The sequence below is a fragment of the Sulfurimonas iocasae genome (assembly GCF_047716755.1).
Lineage (GTDB): Bacteria > Campylobacterota > Campylobacteria > Campylobacterales > Sulfurimonadaceae > Sulfurimonas.
In genome coordinates, this window is record NZ_CP180409.1 from 664,946 (window position 1) to 687,323 (window position 22,378).

Here is a 22,378-nt window from a genome sequence, read left to right on the forward strand (position 1 = left end):
TCTCTATCTATAGAGGTGTAACGTTTTCAGCTTGAGGGCCTTTTTGACCTTCGCCTACTTCGTATGTAACTTTTTGCCCTTCAGCAAGAGAAACACGACCACCACCTGAGTGGTTTACTTGACGAAAGTGTACAAATACATCTTGTCCGCCATTATCTTGTTGGATAAATCCATAACCTTTTTCTTCATTAAACCATTTAACTGAACCGTCTAGTAATTCTGCCATTGCAAAACCTCTTGTATTAAAATATCACTTCGTGAGCGAAGTGGAGTCAAAAATTGGAGAGTCTTTAGGGTCACAATTGAGCATAGCACTAAATTACACACTAAAGATGAACTCGAGCCTCATCTTTTCATCAAAAGTATTATATCTTATATTCTTAAAAATGATGCAATAAATATAAATTTTTCATATTTTTGTAATATTGCCGATATATATAGTAAGAAGTGGAGGTATTGACTCTACATAAATTGAATTCTCTATTATCAATAGGGAAATTTTGGAGTGGAACATGCTAAAGACATTTATAGAAATAATTGAAATACAACTATTTTACACATCAATTGTTGTTCTTGTCGGTGGATATCTTATTAGTCCATTTGTGAGTTAATGGTCGTTTGTGGGTTTGTATGCATTTAATTTGGCTATCATTACATTATTAAATTAAAGATAGGTGAATGATGAAGTTTGAATTAAAAGATGATTACATAGAGCTGTTTAAGCTTTTTAAAGTTTTAGATTTAGCAGATAGTGGTGCACATGCAAAGATGCTGATTGCGGATGGTTATGCTAAAAGAAATGGTGAAGTTGAGCTTAGAAAAAGAGCTAAGATAGTTTCCGGTGACATTGTAGAAATAGCTGAAGTAGTTATTGAGATTAGTTAATATGAAATTAGTTCTTTTTGTACTTATTTTTTTAGCTTTTGTGGTTATGTCTTCTTTATATATTTCAAAAGAAGACAAAAGCTTAGAAGTAGAACTTAAATCAATAAAGCATCCAGATATAATACCTCTAATAGAATTTCATAATAAATTTTCAAAAATAGATATTGACTCTAAAGGCTTAGATTTAAACAAGACTATTATCGAGATAAAAAAAGCCAGAAAACTTTATCCTCTTGATAATACTCTGCTTAGAATTGATATTGAACTAGAGCACAGAAGAGCTAATGAGGCCTATTAGCCCACCAAAGACTAATACCCATTATTTTTCAAACCTCTGCAAACCTCTTTAAATCCCTTTAATAAGGCTTATATCAACAGTTTATTAATATGCTAACATTTGCATTAATTACCAATTTTATGCTAATATTTAACCAAATGTTGTAATAAATTGTTGTAACAGAATAGAGCTATACAGTAGTTAAAGAGACTGTGTAAAAGTTATAATATAATATTTGTTGTAAAAAAAGGCTTTAGAGTGGGATTAAGAAAAATAAGAGCAAAGAAATATAGTGGTATATTTGAGTATTTTAGAGATAGTGATATAGATAAAAGAACTACAGCTTATTATATTTCATATAGAGATCTTGATAATAAAATAAAAAAAGTAAAATGTAGTGCAAACACAAAAGAGGATGCATTAAAAATACTTAATGATAAAAGAGCAGAGCTTACAAAAGATAGAGAAGAAATACAAAAAGATAAGACTCTTTTAGGTAGAAAGATTATGACTAATAGTTTGTCACTAGAAGATGTTGCTAAACTATATTTTCCAACTAAAACTATTAAATCAATCAAAACAATTGAATCAGCATTTAATCGACATGTTAAGCCTACATTAGGGAAAATGAAAATAGCAAATATTAAAACAGCTGATATAAAAAATCTGAGCGAGGAGTTGAAAAAAACACCAGCTTTAAGAGGTGTTCAATTGAAAGCTGAAGTGGATGCAAATCCTCTGAACCCAAGAACAGTAAAAAAAATGATAAGTAATCTTAGAGCTATATTTAATTGGGCTATAAAAGAGGGTTATGTGAATAAAAACCCTGTAGTCGTTGGCGATATTATTAAAACAGATAAAAATGAAGCTGGTCGTGTATTATCAGATACAGAACTTGAAAAGCTTTGGAATTTGGATGAGTTCCAAGTTAAGCCTAGACTATTATTATTTTTAAAAGCTTGTTATCATACTGGAGCAAGACCTTCTGCTGTTATGACCATACAAGTAAAGCATATTAATTTTGATAAGAATACAGTACATATAAGAGCCATGAAGCAAGGGAAACCCTATGATGCAAGAGTTAGTAAAGAACTATTAGATATGTTTGAAGCATGGATTAAAGAGCATGATTTAGTTCATGACAATTTTATCTTTTTTCCAATGCAATTATATATGAGAGCAACAACTGAGCAAGAGAAAAGTAGTATAAAAAATTCACATACTAGATACCAAGGTTATGCCGAACACTTTAGAGCTATATTTGACAAACACTTTAATCAAAATATAGGAACTTATGATAATGCGTATAGACTGACAGTGTATACAATGAGAAGAACAGCTGCAACTAATGTTTATAAAAAGCTTGGTATTGTTCATGCAAAAAGATTTCTAAATCATACAGAGATTGATACTACAATGAAATATTTGAATATCGATGACGATATGGAGGTAGCTGATTATGGGCTATAAAGTGCCAATGATGCTACAAGTAAGGTTAAACTATACGAAGAGTAATAAAATAGGAATTATAAAGACATGACCTTTTATGATGCTATTAACAATCTTTTGAATGAAGTTGATGATAAACTAAATTTTCCAATTAACATAGTTGTTTATTCTTATAGTGCAAACTATATTTATGTTGAGTTTGAGTATGAACAAAGGGATATATGTGAAATATTGCATGATGATATACCAAATAGCGAAGATTTATTAATTGAATGGATTGATAATAAAAATAATATAAACTCTATCTCATGTGATCAATCAACAATAATTAGTTCAGAAACCAATGACCTGACAATTGAAAACCATTTGAAACGACACAAGTATATTGCCACGACAAAAGATAAAAAATATAATATATATTTATTGCCATTGCCTGATAAAATAGAATATGATAATAATGGATTTGTACAAAAAAAAGATTTCGTATATGAAGATAAAAAGTACGAGTTTAACGAAGTTGTTTTGCCAACTTTTAATCATTATAGATACAAAAATCTTTATAACTATAAAGAAGAGAAAGGGTTTATTAATGCGATTTTAATTGAATTTATTGTTCGCAATGCTATATACAATGATTTATTAGAAAATTCGTTTAATAGTGAACTAGAACCTTTAGAATTCGAAACTGAGGAAGAATTTGAAATAAGAGCTATAGTAGACTTCCTAAATCAAGAAAAAAAAATTGATAATATTTTAATTAAACAATATGGATTAAGCTATGCAGAGATAACTACTCTTGGAGTGACATTTAGATACTCAGTTGGGAGTTTTCTTGACGAAGAAAATGTATCTATGCTGATCAAGAATCCAGTAACACCAATTAACGAGATCAAGTTGAATTTTGAATTATCAGAAAAAGAACTCTTGGATCAAGTTGTAAAAATCAAAGAAAATTATGAACAGGAACTATTGTCAACTTTCAACTTTGAAGAAAAATTAAATGCAAGCTATATAGAACAGGCACATAAAGTTTTAAATAAATATAAAAAAACTTTTACAATAAGGCAAGATTCAATTATAAAAGCACTTTTCACTTTTGATTATATAAAGGCAAACAAATTAAATATCGACTTCATGAATCAAACTTTAGATGAGAACTATGAAGTTGAAAGAACAAAAATAAAGCAAAAATATAAATCATTGATTGATAAAAAATATATTGAAAAAATGGCAGTACAAGGTAATCCTAAAAGTATAGAAGAAACAGAAAAAGAAATAAGTGCACTGCAAAGAGAAGAAAAACGAGAGCTTAAAATACACGAAAATGACCTTAGCAAACAAAAATATAAATATAGAAAAATGAAAACAAAATATCCAGACAGTATATTTTACGAAATCGCCACTCTGCTTAATGAAACTCCTGGTCGAATTAAAAACTTACATACTTATATTCATAAGTTTCTAGAAAAAAAAATTATCTAGATCAAGTCATCCCTTATCCAATACACATTCAATATGGTTCTCATTTTATAATTTATAAATGAAAACCAATCTACTAGGTAGACCTCTACAATTCTTCTTAGATCTACTGAAGGAGGATCAAATCAATGTCTAACTTAGACAACTTACTTAAAAGACATCAAAAGTCTTTACTAACTAAAAAAGAAACGGCAAGTGAGCTAAATATCTCTCAAGCAACTTTAGACAGACTTAGAAAATCTGGTGAAATTTGTTCTAAAAAAGTCGGTGGTGGAGTTTTCTTCACTATCAATGAACTTGCTTTATTTTTGGATTCATAGTCTAGAAAATAAAGTTTCCAAGTTTATACAAAAAATGATGAATGTTTATTTTATCATGCTCTTTAACAACTTATTGTCAAATTGATTTGTCTTTGATTATGTTAAAAAGATAGGTGGTAAGTAACTTATTTTACTTACTTAACACATGAGTTATCAATCCTAGCTCTAATCCATTAAGGAAAAATAATGAACGATATAATAACAAATACTAATACTGGAATAAATGTACAAAAGTATTCACAAGAAGCTAATAACTTATCAATGATTAATAATCATATGTATCATCAAGTTGGACTCTATAGTAGGAATGTCAGAAGTCTTGAAAACCATAATAATAGATATTGGGATGCTCAAGCAAATTTCAATCAAATAATGAATAATGAGGAAAGAAAGTATAATTATTTTAAAAATAAAGAACAATCTATACTTTGTGATATGAATAGATTGAATCAACATATTCGTTTTTGGAGATTTAAAGATAAGTTTTATTTTAGACCTAGTCAGTTTAGTGAACTAATTGTTGCTGACGAGAAAGCAATTGCCAAAGAAATAGGCAGTAGATATGGTAATATCAATATTTATTTTGTAAGTGATCTTAATGAAGCACTTTCATACAAAAAGGCAGAAATAAGAATAGATACTACATATATAGCTATTAACTCAATCCCTGTAATTGATGAAGATATTTTTGATCCTACTAGAATGGATGAGGTTTTCGTAAACTTTAAAGGATTATTCTCAAGAAACCATTTATCGTATACATCGTATTTAGCTAATAGGTTTTATCATTCTGAATTAATAGATGAACCATATGAGAGCTATGCAAAGCATGTTATCCAAAAAATCACTACTGTAAAAGATTTAAAAATCCTTGTTAGTAGACTAGGGAATTTTTTTAAACATTTAAATTCATCAAAGGCTATTGTACTAGTTGGAAATAAGGATGTTTCAGAGGGAGTTTTACTCAATAGAGTATTAAAGCCAATATTTGGATCACAGTTTTGTGTAACAATAACGGATGAGATGTTGCAATCAGAAGGTATCGGGGAGATAATCAAACATAAATTGATTTACCATATTGACCATATACCTGACGATGAAAAAGATAGAGAGAAATTACAAGAGATACTTATATCAATTTTAGTAGATAAATTTATTATGATTGAAGATAAGTTTGTTCCAATTCATGGGCAGGTTCTTATTACACTAAATGAGGCACATCCTTTCTTAAAAGACTTTTTAAGCTCTAGTGATGTCTTTTTTGTGGACTCTATGGAAAATATCATGACAAACTTACAAGAAGAAGATAAAATCTCTTTTCATAAGAAGCTATATAGTAGTCTAACGACTTTTTCTAAAGAACTCTCAGTACTTGGGAATACACCCTCTGAATTATCGCAAAACACTAATCAAAATGAAGACTTTGTAAAGTTACTAGATAGTATTGATGAAAATATTGTCAAACTTATAGAGGATAATATCCTTGATCCATTTAGTAGTAATTTTGAGAATTTAATTCCATTAACAGAGAGATATAAACATACATACGTCACTGGAATGACAGGAAGTGGGAAAAGCCAGCTCCTGAAGATACTCATCATGGCAGACATCTTGAGAGCTGATGGAAATGTGATACTATTAGAACCACATGGTGATTTAGCACAAGAAGTTACGAAATTAGTTAAAGATAAAACACGATTAGTTTACATTAATCCATTTTTGAGTGAATCCAAGACACCTACCATTAATCTATTTCATTTATCTAATAAAAGTGAAGCTAATATAGCTAGACTGACACAAGTTATTTTAAATGTACTTAAAGGTGTTAATAGTGATGAGACCTTTACTGGTGCGATGGAAGATGTACTTGAAATGTGCATCAGAGTATTACTTAGAAAAGGTGGAGGTAGTTTTCAAGAGCTTTATAGATTTTTGAATGATAACAGAAATGAAGATTTAGTTCAATTTGGAATCAATAGTCCAAATCAGTTAGAGTCTGAATTTTTTGAAGATGATTTTGAAAGCTCTAAACCAACAAAAGGTGCAATCAGAAGAAGGTTGAAAAAGCTACTTAATGATCCTACTTTTTCAGGTCTTATGAATGGTAAAAATACAATTGATCTTGAGCAGGCAATGAATACAAAAGGTCAGATTATTATATTCAATATTCCAAAAGGTAAAATGCCTAATACATACAAGTATTATATAAGGTTTATTGTTGAGTATATACAGATATTAGCACTAAAGCGAGCTGATGTAGCAGAAGAGGATAGAACGCACACTCACCTATATATAGATGAAGCGCATAACTTTATAACTTCAACGGCAACTATAAGTGAGATACTTACAGAGTCTCGTAAATATAAATTATTTGTAACATTTGCTCATCAAGCTATTACACAAATAAGAGATACAAATCTCAGAGATATTATGACGACCATGACCAATGTAAAAATCATTGGTAAAAATAGTAATAAGACTCTCGAAGCCATGAATAAAACTCTAAATACTAAACTGGAAGATGTTGAGAAGTTGAATACTGGTGAATTTTATCTATCAGCTGGTAATAATGATATTATTAAAGTTAATGTTACGGATAAGTTAGTAGATGCTAAAGAAGATATAACTCAAGTTCTAGAGGAAGAACAAAAGCAATATCAACTCGAACACTACTATAGAAGTGTAGAAAACATAGATGATAAAGTAGCCCCTTCTGAATACTTGAATCAAATATTTGATGAGTTTATCAATGCTATTAAGTCAATAGATATCCCATATTTTGAGAAGCTTCAAGCTGCTCCTAAACTGTATGAAGAGCTTATTTACAATTTCAACGATGAAGCTGATGATGCGAGTGGCTATATTTCTAAACAAGATTTATATCAGTACTTCAATTTGATATATCCTGAGAACTCTTTTATCAACAATAAGAATCTATTGAAACTTTTTAAAATCAAAGATGATTTTTTCAAGCAAGATGTTAATACAAACAAGACCTACAACAGCAAGAAGAGGTTATTTATATCTTAAGAGTGGGAGTATTCAGCTCCTATTCTTATTTCTCAAGCTCTATTCTAGAATTTTTAAGTAGATACTAGAATAGCCTTGGATATCCATTAGAATACCTTAATCATAGGCTTTATTCTACTTTTTAACAATTTTGTGTTTTGTCTAAAACGCTCAAAATAAACATGAATTTTAAGCTTTTACAGAGAGTACACTATTTCCTAGGTCTCCCAATATTTCCTTTCTTTTTAGGCATAGTACCACGAGTTACTGCTCTATCTTTTTTGTTATCAGATATTCTTTCAATTGTTTGTTCATCCTTGAATATATACTCCATTGCCACATCTAGATACTCTCTTTTTTCACTATCATTGTGCTCTAGCATACCGATACCGTTTTTCTCATAGTTATTACGATGACAGTTGTGGTAGCTACCTTTCTCTTTGGTAATACTCTCATTCCAATATTTACCTATTTGGTCAGCCTTGTATGCACTCTTTTGTACCTTCTGACCATCAAACATAAAAAATGCATGTATATGTACTCCCTTGTCCTCCGTGTACTCTTTCTTACAGGTGTAGCCTACATTATGTTCAAAAATAGATGGCTTACTTCTTCTGTTACTTAATAGACGGTTTAAGTCGTTGCTTGCTTCCTCTAGTGCAACATCACTGTTATGCTTGTAGCCTAAATCTAATCTAATCACATTGAGCTTAGAACAATGCTCTTGTAAGGCATCCACATACTTCTTGTTACTCTCGATTCGCTTATCTACCTTTGTTGTGTTACTCATTTGTACTATCCTTAATTGATTAATTTATTTCTATCAATTAAATAGTATGTATACAAACATTAGTAATTATTACTACAGTTAAACAAGTGATACTCTCTTCTCTTTTAGTCTGTTATTTACTTTATAATTACTCTATCTGTTGCTAAGTGTATTAATGAGAATATAGATTAGATAATAATAACTAATATAAGATAGAATAATATTAATAACCTAAAGTAAGTTAATGAAAATACCCTAACATAACTCAGCATACCAATTTTAGATTTACTGTGTTTTATTGACTTTTTACGCTTAGTTGTAATATACAGAGTTAGGAACATAAAATAAGAATTTTAAGTGATTACATTATTTGATGATAAATATATCACACATATAAAAATAGGATTATAAAACGAAAGAGATAAATTTTAAAGAACTACTAAAAATATCATTTATGAGTTGAAAGCTTAATTTTCAATTATTCCATATTTCTATTATATTAAATTCAAAATATATCAATAAATATATTATAATTATTGGTATAGCTAAATTTTGAATAATATTTTTATTAAAAACTAATTTAAAATCTACACTGCTAGGTATAGAACTAAATAAAAGAGATACTATAATAAATATATAACTTATCATTGTCCATATATTTTTATCGAAATACTCAAAAAAATGAAGATAAATCCAATATGATAATGGTATAAGTAACAGTGGAGCCATTGCTACTAAAAACGTATTGTAGAACCTTAAGTTATTATTCCTTACATAACCCAATGTATAACCTACCGTTTCTCCTATCTCATTTTTTTGTTTTGATGGAAGTATGGAAAACCAACTTGGTTTTCCATAGGTAGCAATAGAAACAATTAAGTGGGTTAATTCATGAAATAGTGTTCCTATAAAATATATTACCCACACTGTAAAAATATTGTTTTTTGAGCTTTCTTTAATCTTACCTATTATTGCAGATACAATAATTGTAAAGTATAAGAGATTCTCTTGAATAAGATTAAAAATAGTATTTTCTACATCGTGTAAATCAAACATTATCTTTTTTGAAATTTAATTAAAAGTGATTTACTTGCTTCTTCATTATATAGGACAGGAAGAATATCAGTCACTTGGGAATCTGTAAACTTTTTAGTTATACCATTGAAAGTTAACTCTACTGCAATCATCGGTAATAATTTAGCAGAATGAGGTATTTCAGAGAAAGAAGATATTGTAAATTTTGATTTAGGTTGTACAAAAAAGAACATTCTTATTGGTATATCTGATTTATTATCACTAAGAGTAGTTATAACTTCCACTTTATCTAGTCCTCGCATATTATTTTCGAATAAATTAAACTGAGTACCTTTAATATAGGGGTTGTTTTCTAATGCATCAATAAGTGTTTCATCTATATTCCAACCTTGCTGAGCCATTTTTGATAAAGCATAGTCTAGACTTTCTTCTTGCTGTTTCTGCTTTGCATGGTTGCCAGATACACTGTATACTGTGTGTATTAAATTTTTTATGCTCATGTTTTGTACAGCTTCCTTAGAATTGTTCATAAGTAAATATACTGTTAAAACAATAAATATAACTAAAATAACTTTTAAAAAAAGTTTCATTACTTTTCTCTTCTACATTCATTAGTTGATTTTAACATAAAGTCTTGCATACTTTTTGAAGGTCTAGCATTAAAAAGCATTGATTCTAAGTCATCATATTCATCATCTAATTTATCATAAACACATTCACATACAACTTTTGAATCACCACCTTGAACACAACTTCCTACAAATGCAGTTTCTACTTTATTTGAAAACAACATTCCTGCCAAAGCACCACCAAGTACTGCTCCAATTAAAAAACCTACATATGTAAATATTGTTTCGTATTCTCGCATAAATATTTTTGCAAACCACATTCCAATAAACTTACCTGCAATAGCTAATGGTGTACCTAAAATAGTTCCTACAATAAAAACCATTAATAGCCTAAAAAAACCTGAACCTACATTACCAAATAGAATAAGAGCTAACATTATTCCTGATGTTATTGCACCTGCAACTAAAATTGACTTTTTCATTTCTTCTGACATTTTTTACCTTTTTTTCATACTGAGAAAATTATATTCATTTTGACCTTTAATAGTGCTTACAATATGAGAAATTATGGACATTACGACTAAAGGCATGATTATGGAAGTTTGGGAAAAAGTAAATTATTTGATAGATGAAAAGCATATCACAAAACAAGAATTTGCTAATAAACTATTACTATTAGAACCGAAATTAAAAAGGACGGGAGAGACTCCTTCAGTTCAAACTATTTTAGGTTATCTTTATGGAAAACGAGAGATAAAAATAGAACTTATACCCTACATTGTAGAAACACTAAATATCTCAGTACAAGAGCTTTTTAGTTTTGATATAGAATATGCAACGGAGTATAATATAAGATATAGTAAAGATGCTAGAGAGATACTTGACCTACTGCAATATGCACCAAAAAATACAATAGAACATATCAAAAATGCACTTAATAAATTTAAAGTTTGTTATGAAGATGGTGTTAGGAAAATTTAATTAGAGAGTTCATACGTGTAAGTTATTTATCCTCCACGATAGTGTTTTAATACTTAAACTTTTAGATTAGATTCTTCTATAACAACATTTACATAATCTTCACTGTTAAAATAAGACTATGATTGATAGTAGCTTCTCATCTTATCTATAGTTTCTATTTGGTGTGGAGTCCATTCTAAGACACCATCTTTGTTATATCACTCATTAGATAGGAGTATCGCTTGTTCCTCTGCTTCTAGTTTAGATTCAAATAGTTGGATATAGTGGACTTCATTGTGACAAAGTACTATTACAATATAACTCATAACATAAATCTTACGGCATCTCTAGGACTACCACTACAATGCCCTCCATCAATAAGATTAGCTTCTATGTATTCAACATCTTCATCATGACTAGAGTAAACATTTACAATATAGCCACCCTCAGCACTTTCAAATATTTCATAGTAAAAGCCATCATTATTAAACTCTACACTATCTTTATTCTCTAGTACTTTAGCTAATGAGCTAATCTTATTCTTAGAAAGAGCTGTCATGTTAATTCTTTTTGATAGTAGCAAAGGGTGTAGGTTCAAACGATAAGTCTCTTTCTATCGCCAAACCAAGTGAACCATAAACAGATTCTAGTTCCTCCAGGGTAAAGTATCCTAGCTCACTCTCTAGTCCTTTAACATAGCCATAGCAAGTATTTGTATCAGCTTTTGAGAACTCTATAATGTACCAAGTCCAGTTGCTATCAGGAGTGAATAGCTTAATACAGCAAAGGGGATTATTTAACCCCTCTGTCTCGTACAAGTCTGGAATATCACTAAGTAGTGTTTGTGGGATAAGCTTACTCATCTTAAGCCACTTGCTGTTCAATAGGTTTGTACCACATCTTACTAGCAACATCCCATCTAAAGCCACAAGCTTTTATACTATCTTTTTTATTGAAAATATCATCACCTATAACTATGAGGTTTTGACCTTGTTCCATGATTGTAAGACCAATAGAATAAAGGGATGAAAAGTCATTTGGATTATGTGACGGCTGGGCTTGTTGTGTCTGCTGTTGATTAGCTTGTGAGTACTGCTGTGGCTGTTGTATTTGGTGTGTAGGTTGTTGCTGATAGTTCCGCTTTATGTTCGGTGACTTGCTATATAGGTCATTACCAAATTGCCCACCTAATGAACGAAGAGATCTTTTGAGCGAATCACTTACTGCACTCTTAGAAGCGTTGTCAATTGATTCTCCAATGGTTCTAGCCGTTCCAGTACCTACACCTGTATCTTCTCTCTCTATGAAATTTCTTTGATTGTCATAGATTCTCACTTTAACAATAGCACTGTATGTAATTACATGGTTGCTGTTTTGGTTAGTCTCTCTTGCCACTTCCTCAAGTCTAGTGATAGTGTAGTCCCACATATAGTTGAAGATAGTGTTTGCTACATTTATGACATCATAAGTCTCTAAGTACTTAAAGCTCATGCCTGCTTTTTCTATAGTTTTCACTCTACCATCATCTAAATTGTATGATAGTGCTTTTAATTGGTTCTCTGAAAACATGTTATCTCCTTATGCTGCTTCTTGAGAGTCTACTAAGCTTAATAGCTCAGTAACTTGGTTGTTTTGGCTAGAGCGTCTAGCATTGACTTTAATACGAGCAGGTACTTTTTCATTTACAATACCCACCTTTACAAATTTATCTATTTCATTCATCCCTTCAACAGTTGTCATTGCATCTTTAACAGCTTCTTCATCTACGATTACTGTATAAAACCCTAGTTTAATAAGAGCTTCTTCGTCTATGACTTTAAAACTTTCTTTAATTTTTGTCTTTTGTGGTGTAATCGTTATAGAAGATATTGCAGTTCCATCGAGTCTATCTATACCATATTCTGCTAGTACAGTTGCAGTAGCTTCTAGTGCTGTAACTTTTGCACTCGTGAGACTCTTTTTAAGAGCCGTCATCTCTTTTATATCCTCTGATAGATAATCTATCTTATTTTGGAGTTCTTGGACGCTGAGACCGAGATAATCGGTTTTTACATAGTACGATTTGTTGGACTCTAGTACTTGACGTACATAATCCTTGTACCAATCTTGTTTATTTGGATTGATATTTTCCATTTCTGTTAGTAAGCGGTAGTTAGTCATTTTCATATATTCCTCCTTATGCTGCTAATGCAAATGATGGTTCTTTGATTGAAAGTATTCTTTCTGCAATATCCCAAAGACCTTGATTAACAGATACGTCTTTACTTATAGATGTGATTTCTCGAGAAGTAAATCTACGACCAGTATCTTTGTTTATCCCAGATATATTCCCACGTAGTAGATTCTCTTGTATTACGTTAAGGACAGTGTATAAATCATTAGGAGTGTCTTCATCTCTATGTGGTACTAGCAAATCTATATGATTTACTAGTAGGTGTTTATCAAACCTTAGTGGAATTGATGAACGAGCAAATGATTCTTTTTCTAGTTGCGTTAACTCTATTGATTCTAGTTTTAGAATTTTCTCCATTAGCTTTGGTTTGATGGCTGTAATGTTTGCTACTGCTGTTGCTACATCGTTTTCTCTATCTCCTAAGTGTTTAATTTTATACGATTCAAACACACTATCTGCAATAACGAGTCCATTACTACAAACGAAACGATAAATGCCAGCTGAGATACTAAAGCTCTTACTTCTATCATGAGAGTTAAACAAAAGTAGCTCTACCGCGTTATCCTCATGGGATAATAGGAGGTCATCTAAGTAACGAAAGCGAACTAAGTGCTGTTGGTATCCTTCTTTGTCTAAATCTCTAACAGACGCTTCTGAAACACTTACTGGATACCAATTATTAGACTTGATTTCGTTAATAACATCTATAGTAGGTATAAAGTGGTATTTGTCACTTACATCGTTATGTGGTTCTTCGGTGAATAGTGCTGGAGCCTGAGCTTTTAATTGCTCATTAGATAGTGGTAATTTTGACATGGTATTTCCTTTATGTTTTTTTATTTGATTGTTGAGAGTCTAAAGACTAATGGACTAATTTTCATTGGATTCGATTGTTTCTTTGACAGCTGTTCCAACTAAAATAAGGATTGTGAGAATTTGGGGTAATGTGAACATCAATACTCCTAGTAAAAGATTTCCAAAGCATCTACATACCTTGAACATATTAATAATATATGGTTATATAAGTTTCAAAATCAATATTACAAAGAGGTTTATTAGAGAATTATGTATCTTAATTTTAAATTCAAAATAAGTAAGTATAAAATATACTAATTTGCCAAAAGCTTTTTACAATATATTTTTCGATAAAATAAGACACATAAAGAGGGCATGATGACACGAGATGAAAAACATATTTCAAGAATACTTTTTAAAAATAAAATCCATGAAGCAGATGGACAAAAGTTTGAAGATTTATTCAGTGCCATAATGAACTACAAAGAGCCTATATTTATCCAGATAAAGCCTTGGGGAAATATAGGTGATAGAAAAAATGACGGTTATATCAAAAGCAAAGGGATTTATTTTCAAGTGTATGCACCAGAAGATATAAGAAAATCTTATCCAGAAGTTATAAAGAAAATACAAACAGACTTTAGTGGTTTACAAAGTCAATGGAATAATATTCAAGAGTTCTATTATGTAGTTAATGACAAATACAAAGGTGTAAATGCTGATTCTGAAAAATTATTAGAAACAATCAAACAGACAAATAGTCTCAAAGAGTGCGAATTTATAGTTGCAAAAGATTTAGAAAATATGCTTTATAATCTAAGCGATGATCAAATTATGACTATTGCAGGACATATTCCAGACCCTGCAAATTTATCATCGTTAGATTATGACATTTTAAACGATATATTAGAACACCTAAAAGGCAAGTCGTTAAACAATGGAACTGAAAATATTGTAGCACCTGATTGGGATGAAAAAATCAAGTTTAATAACTTGAGTATTAATGAAAGTGTAAGACTTACAAACGGTTATTTTCAACTTGGAACCTTAAATGAGTACCTTAAAAACAATAGCGATTTTACCGCTCAAGAACTTCAAAATAAAATCAATGGTATGTATCAAGAACTTGCAAAGTCTTGCAGTGGTAGTGAACTTTTTTGGGAGTTAGTAAGCGAAATATCACCACGAAGCAGTGCTGAGTATCAAGCTTCATCTATAGTAATTATGTCGATGTATTTTGAGACATGTGATATTTTTGAGGAACCTGTAGAATGATAATGCCAGCAAAACATATTAATTTCTCTGAATCATTTTTAGGGCTTGGAAGTTATATACTTCAAAATTTGAGCGAACCTAGAAGCGTGGATGAGTTATGGCAGATGTACCAGCAAGATTTGCAGAATGAGCTTTATTTTGCAAAACATAGTTTTGATAACTTGATTATGACTATTTTATTTTTGTACTCAATCGATGCAGTAAAAGAAATAGATGCTAAGGTGGTAAAAAATGAAACTTATTGAGCTGTCAGCAAATAAAGAAAGCTTTAAGACAGTAACATTTAACAAGTCTGGACTAAGTTTTATAGTGGCAAAACAAAAAAATCCTGAATCTAGTGACAACAGTAAAACATATAACGGTGTAGGAAAATCACTAATAGTTTTACTTATTCATTTTTGTTTAGGAGCTAAAAAAGATCATTACAAATCATTTGTAGAAAAACTACCTGATTGGATTTTTTATTTAACTATCGAGCTAGATGGAAAGTCACATATTATTAAACGAACAATGAGTGAACCAACAAAGATATACTTTGATGACGAACCTGCTATGACAGTAGATAATTTCTATGAAAAAATAAGACAAATAATCTTTAGTTTTCCACAAGATACCCAATACCTAACATTTAGAAATACTTTGCCGTTTTTTATTAGACCTTTAAAAAAATCTTATGTAGAAGCAGATAATCCATCAAACTTTTTTACAGATTACCAAAAGCTTATGGTAAATGCATTTTTGATGGGCTTAGATACAAATCTTGTACAAGAAAAGTATAGATTGAGAAAAGAGCAAGAGAGAGTTGAAGAGCTTGAAAAAAACATTAAAAACGATGAACTACTTAAAGATTTTTTCACAAAAGATAAAGATGTAAATTTAAAGATTATAGATTTAGAAGATGAGATAGAAAAGCTACGAGATAGCCGAGAAAAATATGAAGTTGCAGAGGATTATTATGATGTTAAGATAGAGGCTGACACTATCGAAAAAGAGCTAGCAAAAAAACATAATGAAATAGTTTTGACAAAAAACCAGATAGACAATATTACAAAAAGCTTGAAAACATCACCTGACCTTGGTAGAGACTCAATAGAAAAAGTTTATGAAGAAGTGAAAATAGTTTTTCCTGAAAATATCTCTAAAACACTTCATGAGCTAGAATCATTTTATGAAAAACTTACAAGCAACAGAATCCAGAAACTCTCAGAACAAAAACAACTCATTTCAAAAAGACTAGAGGAGAATCTTGAAAAAGAGGTAGAGCTTAAAAGAGAGCTAGATAATAAGATGAAGTATTTAGGTGCACATCAAGCATTAGATGTTGTCATAAAAGTAAGTGACAGACTCAAAGACCTTGAAGCCCAAAAAGAGAAGCTTCAAAACTACGAAGAGCTTGTAGGAAACTACCATAAAAAATCTTTAGAGATCAAAGAGGGCTTCATAAAATATGCACAAAAAACAGAAGAGTACCTTGAAGAGATAAAGCCCGTTATAAAAGAGAAACAAGAGTTTTTTAGAAGTTTTGCAAAACGATTTTACCCTAAAAATGCATCGGGTATTACAGTCTATAACAATGATGGAGAAAACCAACAACGCTACACCATAAAAGCTAATATAGAGTCAGATAATTCGGACGGCATCAACAATGTAAAAATCTTTTGCTACGACATGACGATGCTCTTTAAAGGACACGGACACAATGTCAAGTTTAGCTTTCACGATAGCAGACTTTTTGACGGCATAGATGAAAAGCACAAAGCAGAGATATTTAAAGTAGTAAATGAACTTTTCAATGGCACAGACTACCAATACATTGCCACTGTAAATCAAAACCAGCTCAATGAAGTAAAATCAATACTAACAGAGCAAGAGTACAAAGAGATCATAGAAAAAAATACGATTTTAACTCTAACTGATGAGGATGATAGTGAAAAACTTTTGGGTGTAAAGGTGGATGTTGGGTATGAGTAAAATAGCTCAATTAAAAAACTTTATGTATAAACAAGAATTAATACAAGTAGTATCTTCTTTTCAACATAAGACCAAGAACTATTTAAATGAAGTAGGAAAAAATTGTGGTTAAAGGAACTGAACTAATATTAGATTTAGAAAAAAAATTAAATTTATACTCAAACCATATAGAAGAACAAAATTTTATTGAAAACACTCAATGTAAAGAGCTGGTTGATATTGTATTTTCAGTTTTTGAAAAAAAAGAACTACAAAATGAAGTAGAAAATTTCAATGAAAAATACGATGAAGCTTTTTTAATTGAAGATAACAAAATAAAGTATAGTCATCCAAATGATTTTTCAAAAATAGGCATAGAAATATTTGAAAGGTTGTATTTTGATGATAAAGAAATAGCATTAAAAAAATGGCTAGAAATAATTGAACTATTTGAAAGTTATGGTTTTTGGTATTGGTTAGTTGAACTCTCTTCAATTGAAGAAGTGAGAGAATATTTTTTAGATAAGATTACAGAGTACATTGTTAAAAACAAAGAAACAAAAGAGGGCTGGATAAAAAGCTTTGAAGAATATGAAGTAAATAGACAATCTCATAGGTATTTTGATATAACAAGAATCCCAAAAAGTTTTGATAGTTTTTTTGATGTTTATAAATTTTTTAAAGAGAATAAATATCAAGACTTTTTATTTGACATATCTAGAATAGACAAAAAAGCTTCATTTATTTTGTGTTTAATACAGCATGAAGTCCCTCGTCCATACTATTACAAAGAAGATTCTTATTCAAGAATAAATAGGCTTTTAGTTGAGCTAAAAGATGATTACTTTGTTGTTGGAGAGATATTAAGTAGTGAAGAAGTAAGGTTTAATACTTATTTGTTGTCAAATTCACAGTATTGTCATTATGGTTTTTTAAATATTGTTACTATGCAAATTCATTATAATGGTTTGGTAAACAATCAAGAATTTAATTATCGTAAACAATGGCTTGAATTAATATCTAATCAAACCGTAAATATATTTATTTCAACTCTGTTGCATAATTATAAAAAAGATATAGCTCAAATAGTTTTTTATGTAGTCAATTATTTGGTTCAAAGCTATTTTAAGTTAAAACATGAGCTAGTCACTTTATCATTAGAGAAACTTTTAAATAAGCTAAGTTCATTAGTCTTAAAAGACAATACATTACTTTTTAATTCTATTACAAATGAGTTAGTAACAAAGCAAATAAAACTACTAAAGCAAAATGGAAGTATTCAAGAAGATTCTTATTTTATTTTGAATTGGTACTTAAAAAATCTTGATAGAAGAGAAAAAATTGATGATATAGACTATGGTAATTTAAAAGAAGAGCTTATAAAAGCTGTTTTGGAAAATATAAAAAAAGTGTTTCATAAAAGTATTGAGACAAAACATTTTTATGTCAATAGCTCCAAAATAATAGATAATATAGGCTTTAATCTATTTTACGAGTTATCATCAGAAAACCTAAAAAACAGTTGGATTAACTTAATAGATATTAAAAAGCTAAAAGGTGAAATGCAAACCGATGATAGATATTACGCTTCAAGTTTAGGAAAATTCTACTTAGAAGTATTGATCTTATTTTATAGCAAGACTTATGATGAAAAATTAGAAAAAGCAATTATAGAACTAGTTATTAGACTTGGAATAGAAGAAGAGTTGGGGATATTTTTTTCAATACATCAAAGTAGTCTATACGACTCATTTTTAAATATATTAAATAACTTTCAAGATGAAAATTATCAACTATTTATAGATGAGATTTTTAAGTTAAATGATATTAAAAATCTCTTACAAATATATCATCTAACGGTATCAAATGATAGAAAAGAAACTTTGACAACTAAAATATTAAACTTTGATTTTAAAAGTGCAGAGTTTCATAATTATAATGATTTACAAAACAGTATCAATTTTGCGTTAAATCATAATTTTAACGATGTAGCAAATACCTTAGTTGAAAAATACAAAGAAGCACTAGAAGAAGATAAAAAAGAGCAATTAAAAAGAGAGAGTCTTAAACAACAAGACCCAAATATTGATGAGAAAAAAGATGTCAACACTATTAGGATAGATCTAAAAGATGTATTAAAATCGAAGATACAAGCATTTGAACAGCTTAAATATAAAAAAGACTTAGTAGATATTTACCATGATGGGTCTAAAACCTTAGAAGAAAAACTAGAAGCAATAAACAGATTAAATTTACCATCAATAAATACAAAAAGTTTTAGAGACAACGAACTTAAACTAGAACTATCAGGTTATAAAGATTTCATAACATCATTGATTCATTTAGACGAAAAGCCTTTAGCTGCATATGAGATTTTAAGAAGATTAAACCAAAACAAACCTAATCATCAGTATTTAATCAATATGCTAAGAGCTTATTATGAAGCTTATAAGGATGATGTGAATAAAAAAGAGAAATTTGAACATATTATTACAGAGTATAAAAGGCTTGAAGATAAAGTAGAAAATTATGAAAAGGAACTCTATGATTATCAGATTTTATTAGCACTTTATGCAGATATAGATGATTTTAAGTCGTTTTCTGAGTTGTGGAATGAATTGCCAAAGGTGTACTACTATGATCTTTATATTGCACAGATTAGATGTAAGTTTTTACAAAAAAACAAACAATTTACAGAAGCATTAAACTATCTTGAAGAGCTAAAACTACACCATAAAAGTTTTAACGAGGATGATACAAAAGAGCTAAATGAACTTGAAGTGAAAATAAAAGATAAAATAACTATTGAAGTAAAAGAAAAAATATCAGCTAGTGTAGTTTTACAAAAATCAAGAAGTCTAGATAACAAGTATGATGCCCAAGATTATTGGCTTCAAATAAAAAATATGGATGATGAAAGTCATGCTCATATATTTTCAAGTCAAGTTAATGTTGAAGAATATATAAAAGATATAATGCTTAATATTGCTGAGGAATTGTTAGAAAGAAAAGTAAATTTACAAAGAGTAAGTGATAAAAATAAATTAGAGCTAGAAGATATTATAAATGACTGGGTTACTTCTTTATTGTCTCAAAGAAAGAGCTTTTTAGGATGGAAAATTTTAGATCAAAAAAGAGGTGGAGTTTCAGGAAGCAAAGAGGGAGTTGGAGAAAAAGATTTGGTTGTCAAAAACTCAAAAAATAGAAATTTATTTTTATTTGAAGCTTTTAAAAACAAAATAGAAGATCACTTAAATAAACTTGATGGCTACAATGCCACTGGATGTAAACTGATTTTAGTATTTGTTTACACTAAAGAAAAAGATTTCACTAATTATTCAACTAATTATAAAGATAAAATATCAAACATGAACTATACAGGCTTTGGTGATATGGCTTTACCCGTAAATATTGAAAGAGTTGATAGCCAAAGTAGTACAATCCACTTATATAAAGAGATAAGACAAAAAAACAAAGAAGATACAACAATCTTGCATTACTTGTTAGATTTTAATTGAAAAGGCAAACCTAAAAATGAAAAAAAACACAATAGAAGAACAAACCATTAACGACAACAACTACCAAAAACTCAAAGAATTTTTCCCTCACGCTGTGAGCATAGATGAAGATGGAAAATATGTAATAGATAAAGAAAAGCTACAGATGAGTTTAGATCCTTCACTTGCAGAGATAAAAGAAGATGGTTATGGGCTTAACTGGGTAGGTAAAAAAGAGGCTTATCACAATGCATTTACAAAAAATTATAAAGTATTGAAACCTTTAAAAGATGACTCGAAAAACTGGGATGAAACAGAAAATATTCTTATAAAAGGGGATAACCTTGATGCTTTGAAGATACTTCGCCAAAATTATTTTGAAGCTATCAAGATGATTTATATTGACCCACCTTACAATACTAAAAATGATGGTTTTGTTTATAATGATGACTTTACATCTTCAACTGAACAAACACTTGAAGAACTTGGATATGATGAAGAGTATATAGACTATATAGAGAATATACAAGGAGCTAAAACACATAGTGGTTGGCTTAATTTTATGTATCCTAGATTATTACTTGCAAAAGATTTACTTAAAGAGGAAGGCGTAGTTTTTATATCAATTGATGATAATGAATTAATCCAATTGAGGCTTCTTTGTGATGAGATTTTTGGTGAAGAAAACTTTTTAGCTCAAATAATGCCAATTGTAAATCCAGGAGGGAGAGATTACAATCAAATAGCTGTTACTCATGAGTATATTTTAATTTATGGTTCAAGTGATGAAGTTGAATTAAACGAAATAAAAAAAGATATTGTATTTAAACTATTTGATAATAATGATGGTTTTGAATTAAGAGATTTAAGAAATAGAAATCCAAAATTTCATAGTGGAAATAGACCTAATCTTTTTTATCCAATTTTTGTAAATCCAAATTTATCTGATGAGTATGGTAATAGTGCAGTTAGCTTAACTAAAGATGAAAATTATTCAATTGAAATTAGACCCTATAATTCAGTAAAAAAAGAAAGTGTTTGGCGATGGGGAACAAAAAAACTTCAAGAAAATATAATTAAAGACAAACCAGAACTAAGTCAAGTTGTAGCTAAAAAGAAGAAAGATGGGGGCTGGACGATATCTGAAAAAAATAGAAGGATGACAACAAAAGTTAAATCTATTTGGAATGAAACAGAAATGAGAACAGAGGAAGGAACTAGATTAATTAGATCATTATTTGATTTTACACCTTTTGATCACCCTAAGCCACTTGACTTAGTAAAAAGAGTTATTGAAATTGGAAGTAATGAAGATGATATAGTGCTAGATTTCTTTGCGGGAAGTGGAACAACTGCTCATGCTGTAATGGACTTAAATGCTCAAGAAGAGAATAGCAATAGAAAATTTATTTGTGTTCAATGGGCAGAAGAAACATCAGTAGATAGTGTGGCTAACGAAGAAGGATATGAAACTATTTTTGATATTACAAAAGCAAGAATAGATAGAGCTGGAGAACGAATAGTACAAGGTGACATAGGCTTCAGAACTTTTGAAATAGTAGAAGATCAAAAACAAAAGATATACCAAAAATCATTAGAAGAAGTAAATCAAGATGATTTAGTATCTATGATGGAAAAACCTGATATAGAAACAAGTGAAGAGATACTTTACAATCTTTTTGTAGCAGAAACATTACCACTTAGTACAAAGCATGAAGAGCTTATAAAAGACAAACTTTATTTAGCTTCAAATGTGGCTTTTATACTTGGCGATATAACTTCTGATGAACTAGTAGTTGCTTTAAAAGATAAAAAAGAGTGTGAGTATATAACAGTTTATTCTCCAAATATCAGTAACGATAAACTTACACTAGAGATAGAGAGCAACATATCAAAACTTGGTATCAAGCCTGATAAGTTAAGATTTAGAGGATAA

22 protein-coding genes are annotated in these 22,378 nt (G+C 29.7%); 12 read left to right on the forward strand and 10 right to left on the reverse strand.

Annotated features, from left to right (window positions below; translation table 11 throughout):
- Nucleotides 1–7: 7 nt before the first annotated feature.
- Nucleotides 8–226, reverse strand: coding sequence for a cold-shock protein (locus ACLHDE_RS03385; RefSeq protein ID WP_294961311.1), 219 nt, complete (start codon nucleotides 224–226; stop codon nucleotides 8–10).
- Between the two features lie 452 nt (nucleotides 227–678).
- Here ACLHDE_RS03385 and ACLHDE_RS03390 point away from each other — a divergent pair, with 452 nt between their 5' ends.
- The 6 genes from ACLHDE_RS03390 (at nucleotide 679) to ACLHDE_RS03415 (ending at nucleotide 7,440) form a co-directional block, all read left to right on the forward strand.
- Nucleotides 679–885, forward strand: coding sequence for an RNA-binding S4 domain-containing protein (locus tag ACLHDE_RS03390; protein WP_415397801.1), 207 nt, complete (start codon nucleotides 679–681; stop codon nucleotides 883–885).
- 1 nt (nucleotide 886) lies between these two features.
- A complete protein-coding gene (locus ACLHDE_RS03395) occupies nucleotides 887–1,183 on the forward strand; it encodes a hypothetical protein (protein WP_415397803.1) in 297 nt (98 codons plus the stop codon).
- 237 nt (nucleotides 1,184–1,420) lie between these two features.
- On the forward strand, nucleotides 1,421–2,632 hold the full coding sequence (locus ACLHDE_RS03400) for a tyrosine-type recombinase/integrase (RefSeq protein ID WP_415397805.1): 1,212 nt from the start codon (nucleotides 1,421–1,423) through the stop codon (nucleotides 2,630–2,632).
- Nucleotides 2,633–2,728: 96 nt separating this feature from the next.
- Complete coding sequence (locus ACLHDE_RS03405; protein ID WP_415397807.1) at nucleotides 2,729–4,093, forward strand: hypothetical protein; 1,365 nt, start codon at nucleotides 2,729–2,731, stop codon at nucleotides 4,091–4,093.
- Nucleotides 4,094–4,218: 125 nt separating this feature from the next.
- Nucleotides 4,219–4,410, forward strand: a complete 192-nt coding sequence (locus ACLHDE_RS03410; protein ID WP_415397809.1) for a helix-turn-helix domain-containing protein — start codon at nucleotides 4,219–4,221, stop codon at nucleotides 4,408–4,410.
- Between the two features lie 186 nt (nucleotides 4,411–4,596).
- Nucleotides 4,597–7,440: a type IV secretory system conjugative DNA transfer family protein gene (locus ACLHDE_RS03415; protein ID WP_415397811.1), complete on the forward strand. Its 2,844-nt coding sequence runs from the start codon at nucleotides 4,597–4,599 to the stop codon at nucleotides 7,438–7,440.
- Nucleotides 7,441–7,630: 190 nt separating this feature from the next.
- On the opposite strand, the gene ACLHDE_RS03420 is transcribed toward ACLHDE_RS03415, so the two are convergent.
- From ACLHDE_RS03420 to ACLHDE_RS03435, 4 genes are all read right to left on the reverse strand, one after another.
- Entirely contained in the window at nucleotides 7,631–8,209 is a 579-nt protein-coding gene (locus tag ACLHDE_RS03420) for an inovirus-type Gp2 protein (RefSeq protein ID WP_415397813.1), read from the reverse strand.
- A 453-nt stretch (nucleotides 8,210–8,662) separates the two neighbouring features.
- The gene (locus ACLHDE_RS03425) at nucleotides 8,663–9,244 is read right to left on the reverse strand and encodes a hypothetical protein (protein ID WP_415397814.1); all 582 of its coding nucleotides are present in this window, start codon (nucleotides 9,242–9,244) and stop codon (nucleotides 8,663–8,665) included.
- Entirely contained in the window at nucleotides 9,244–9,813 is a 570-nt protein-coding gene (locus ACLHDE_RS03430) for a hypothetical protein (protein WP_415397815.1), read from the reverse strand. Before ACLHDE_RS03430 ends, ACLHDE_RS03425 begins: the two co-directional genes overlap by 1 nt.
- Complete coding sequence (locus ACLHDE_RS03435) at nucleotides 9,813–10,286, reverse strand: hypothetical protein (protein WP_415397816.1); 474 nt, start codon at nucleotides 10,284–10,286, stop codon at nucleotides 9,813–9,815. Before ACLHDE_RS03435 ends, ACLHDE_RS03430 begins: the two co-directional genes overlap by 1 nt.
- A 73-nt stretch (nucleotides 10,287–10,359) precedes the next feature.
- Here ACLHDE_RS03435 and ACLHDE_RS03440 point away from each other — a divergent pair, with 73 nt between their 5' ends.
- A complete protein-coding gene (locus ACLHDE_RS03440) occupies nucleotides 10,360–10,773 on the forward strand; it encodes a hypothetical protein (protein WP_415397817.1) in 414 nt (137 codons plus the stop codon).
- Nucleotides 10,774–11,074: 301 nt separating this feature from the next.
- On the opposite strand, the gene ACLHDE_RS03445 is transcribed toward ACLHDE_RS03440, so the two are convergent.
- From ACLHDE_RS03445 to ACLHDE_RS03465, 5 genes are read right to left on the reverse strand one after another with little or no spacing between them, the layout of a single operon-like run.
- Complete coding sequence (locus tag ACLHDE_RS03445; protein ID WP_415397818.1) at nucleotides 11,075–11,311, reverse strand: hypothetical protein; 237 nt, start codon at nucleotides 11,309–11,311, stop codon at nucleotides 11,075–11,077.
- Between the two features lies 1 nt (nucleotide 11,312).
- Nucleotides 11,313–11,615 (reverse strand): DUF2958 domain-containing protein, encoded by a 303-nt coding sequence (locus tag ACLHDE_RS03450; protein WP_415397819.1) that lies wholly within the window; start codon nucleotides 11,613–11,615, stop codon nucleotides 11,313–11,315.
- A 1-nt stretch (nucleotide 11,616) separates the two neighbouring features.
- Complete coding sequence (locus tag ACLHDE_RS03455) at nucleotides 11,617–12,321, reverse strand: Rad52/Rad22 family DNA repair protein (RefSeq protein WP_415397820.1); 705 nt, start codon at nucleotides 12,319–12,321, stop codon at nucleotides 11,617–11,619.
- A gap of 9 nt (nucleotides 12,322–12,330) precedes the next feature.
- Nucleotides 12,331–12,918, reverse strand: coding sequence for a hypothetical protein (locus tag ACLHDE_RS03460; RefSeq protein WP_415397821.1), 588 nt, complete (start codon nucleotides 12,916–12,918; stop codon nucleotides 12,331–12,333).
- 10 nt (nucleotides 12,919–12,928) lie between these two features.
- A complete protein-coding gene (locus ACLHDE_RS03465; protein ID WP_415397822.1) occupies nucleotides 12,929–13,741 on the reverse strand; it encodes a DUF932 domain-containing protein in 813 nt (270 codons plus the stop codon).
- A gap of 354 nt (nucleotides 13,742–14,095) precedes the next feature.
- Here ACLHDE_RS03465 and ACLHDE_RS03470 point away from each other — a divergent pair, with 354 nt between their 5' ends.
- The 5 genes from ACLHDE_RS03470 to ACLHDE_RS03490 all read left to right on the forward strand — a co-directional run bounded on the left by ACLHDE_RS03470 (nucleotide 14,096) and on the right by ACLHDE_RS03490 (nucleotide 22,378).
- On the forward strand, nucleotides 14,096–14,995 hold the full coding sequence (locus ACLHDE_RS03470; RefSeq protein WP_415397823.1) for an ABC-three component system protein: 900 nt from the start codon (nucleotides 14,096–14,098) through the stop codon (nucleotides 14,993–14,995).
- Nucleotides 14,992–15,240, forward strand: coding sequence for an ABC-three component system middle component 6 (locus ACLHDE_RS03475; protein ID WP_415397824.1), 249 nt, complete (start codon nucleotides 14,992–14,994; stop codon nucleotides 15,238–15,240). Before ACLHDE_RS03470 ends, ACLHDE_RS03475 begins: the two co-directional genes overlap by 4 nt.
- Nucleotides 15,227–16,966, forward strand: coding sequence for a DUF2326 domain-containing protein (locus tag ACLHDE_RS03480; RefSeq protein WP_415397825.1), 1,740 nt, complete (start codon nucleotides 15,227–15,229; stop codon nucleotides 16,964–16,966). Before ACLHDE_RS03475 ends, ACLHDE_RS03480 begins: the two co-directional genes overlap by 14 nt.
- A 104-nt stretch (nucleotides 16,967–17,070) precedes the next feature.
- Nucleotides 17,071–20,463 (forward strand): hypothetical protein, encoded by a 3,393-nt coding sequence (locus tag ACLHDE_RS03485; RefSeq protein WP_415397826.1) that lies wholly within the window; start codon nucleotides 17,071–17,073, stop codon nucleotides 20,461–20,463.
- 16 nt (nucleotides 20,464–20,479) lie between these two features.
- A complete protein-coding gene (locus tag ACLHDE_RS03490) occupies nucleotides 20,480–22,378 on the forward strand; it encodes a site-specific DNA-methyltransferase (RefSeq protein ID WP_415397827.1) in 1,899 nt (632 codons plus the stop codon).

Excerpts from the sequence above, each read along its gene's own strand:
- ACLHDE_RS03420 (WP_415397813.1), bottom strand. The coding sequence starts at position 8,209 with ATGAGTAACACAACAAAGGTAGATAAGCGAATCGAGAGTAACAAGAAG.
- ACLHDE_RS03385 (WP_294961311.1), bottom strand. The coding sequence starts at position 226 with ATGGCAGAATTACTAGACGGTTCAGTTAAATGGTTTAATGAAGAAAAA.
- ACLHDE_RS03450 (WP_415397819.1), bottom strand. The coding sequence starts at position 11,615 with ATGAGTAAGCTTATCCCACAAACACTACTTAGTGATATTCCAGACTTG.
- ACLHDE_RS03460 (WP_415397821.1), bottom strand. The coding sequence starts at position 12,918 with ATGAAAATGACTAACTACCGCTTACTAACAGAAATGGAAAATATCAAT.
- ACLHDE_RS03480 (WP_415397825.1), top strand. The coding sequence starts at position 15,227 with ATGAAACTTATTGAGCTGTCAGCAAATAAAGAAAGCTTTAAGACAGTA.
- ACLHDE_RS03435 (WP_415397816.1), bottom strand. The coding sequence starts at position 10,286 with ATGTCAGAAGAAATGAAAAAGTCAATTTTAGTTGCAGGTGCAATAACA.
- ACLHDE_RS03415 (WP_415397811.1), top strand. The coding sequence starts at position 4,597 with ATGAACGATATAATAACAAATACTAATACTGGAATAAATGTACAAAAG.
- ACLHDE_RS03470 (WP_415397823.1), top strand. The coding sequence starts at position 14,096 with ATGATGACACGAGATGAAAAACATATTTCAAGAATACTTTTTAAAAAT.
- ACLHDE_RS03455 (WP_415397820.1), bottom strand. The coding sequence starts at position 12,321 with ATGTTTTCAGAGAACCAATTAAAAGCACTATCATACAATTTAGATGAT.
- ACLHDE_RS03465 (WP_415397822.1), bottom strand. The coding sequence starts at position 13,741 with ATGTCAAAATTACCACTATCTAATGAGCAATTAAAAGCTCAGGCTCCA.
- ACLHDE_RS03390 (WP_415397801.1), top strand. The coding sequence starts at position 679 with ATGATGAAGTTTGAATTAAAAGATGATTACATAGAGCTGTTTAAGCTT.
- ACLHDE_RS03395 (WP_415397803.1), top strand. The coding sequence starts at position 887 with ATGAAATTAGTTCTTTTTGTACTTATTTTTTTAGCTTTTGTGGTTATG.
- ACLHDE_RS03430 (WP_415397815.1), bottom strand. The coding sequence starts at position 9,813 with ATGAAACTTTTTTTAAAAGTTATTTTAGTTATATTTATTGTTTTAACA.
- ACLHDE_RS03425 (WP_415397814.1), bottom strand. The coding sequence starts at position 9,244 with ATGTTTGATTTACACGATGTAGAAAATACTATTTTTAATCTTATTCAA.
- ACLHDE_RS03410 (WP_415397809.1), top strand. The coding sequence starts at position 4,219 with ATGTCTAACTTAGACAACTTACTTAAAAGACATCAAAAGTCTTTACTA.
- ACLHDE_RS03440 (WP_415397817.1), top strand. The coding sequence starts at position 10,360 with ATGGACATTACGACTAAAGGCATGATTATGGAAGTTTGGGAAAAAGTA.
- ACLHDE_RS03445 (WP_415397818.1), bottom strand. The coding sequence starts at position 11,311 with ATGACAGCTCTTTCTAAGAATAAGATTAGCTCATTAGCTAAAGTACTA.
- ACLHDE_RS03475 (WP_415397824.1), top strand. The coding sequence starts at position 14,992 with ATGATAATGCCAGCAAAACATATTAATTTCTCTGAATCATTTTTAGGG.
- ACLHDE_RS03490 (WP_415397827.1), top strand. The coding sequence starts at position 20,480 with ATGAAAAAAAACACAATAGAAGAACAAACCATTAACGACAACAACTAC.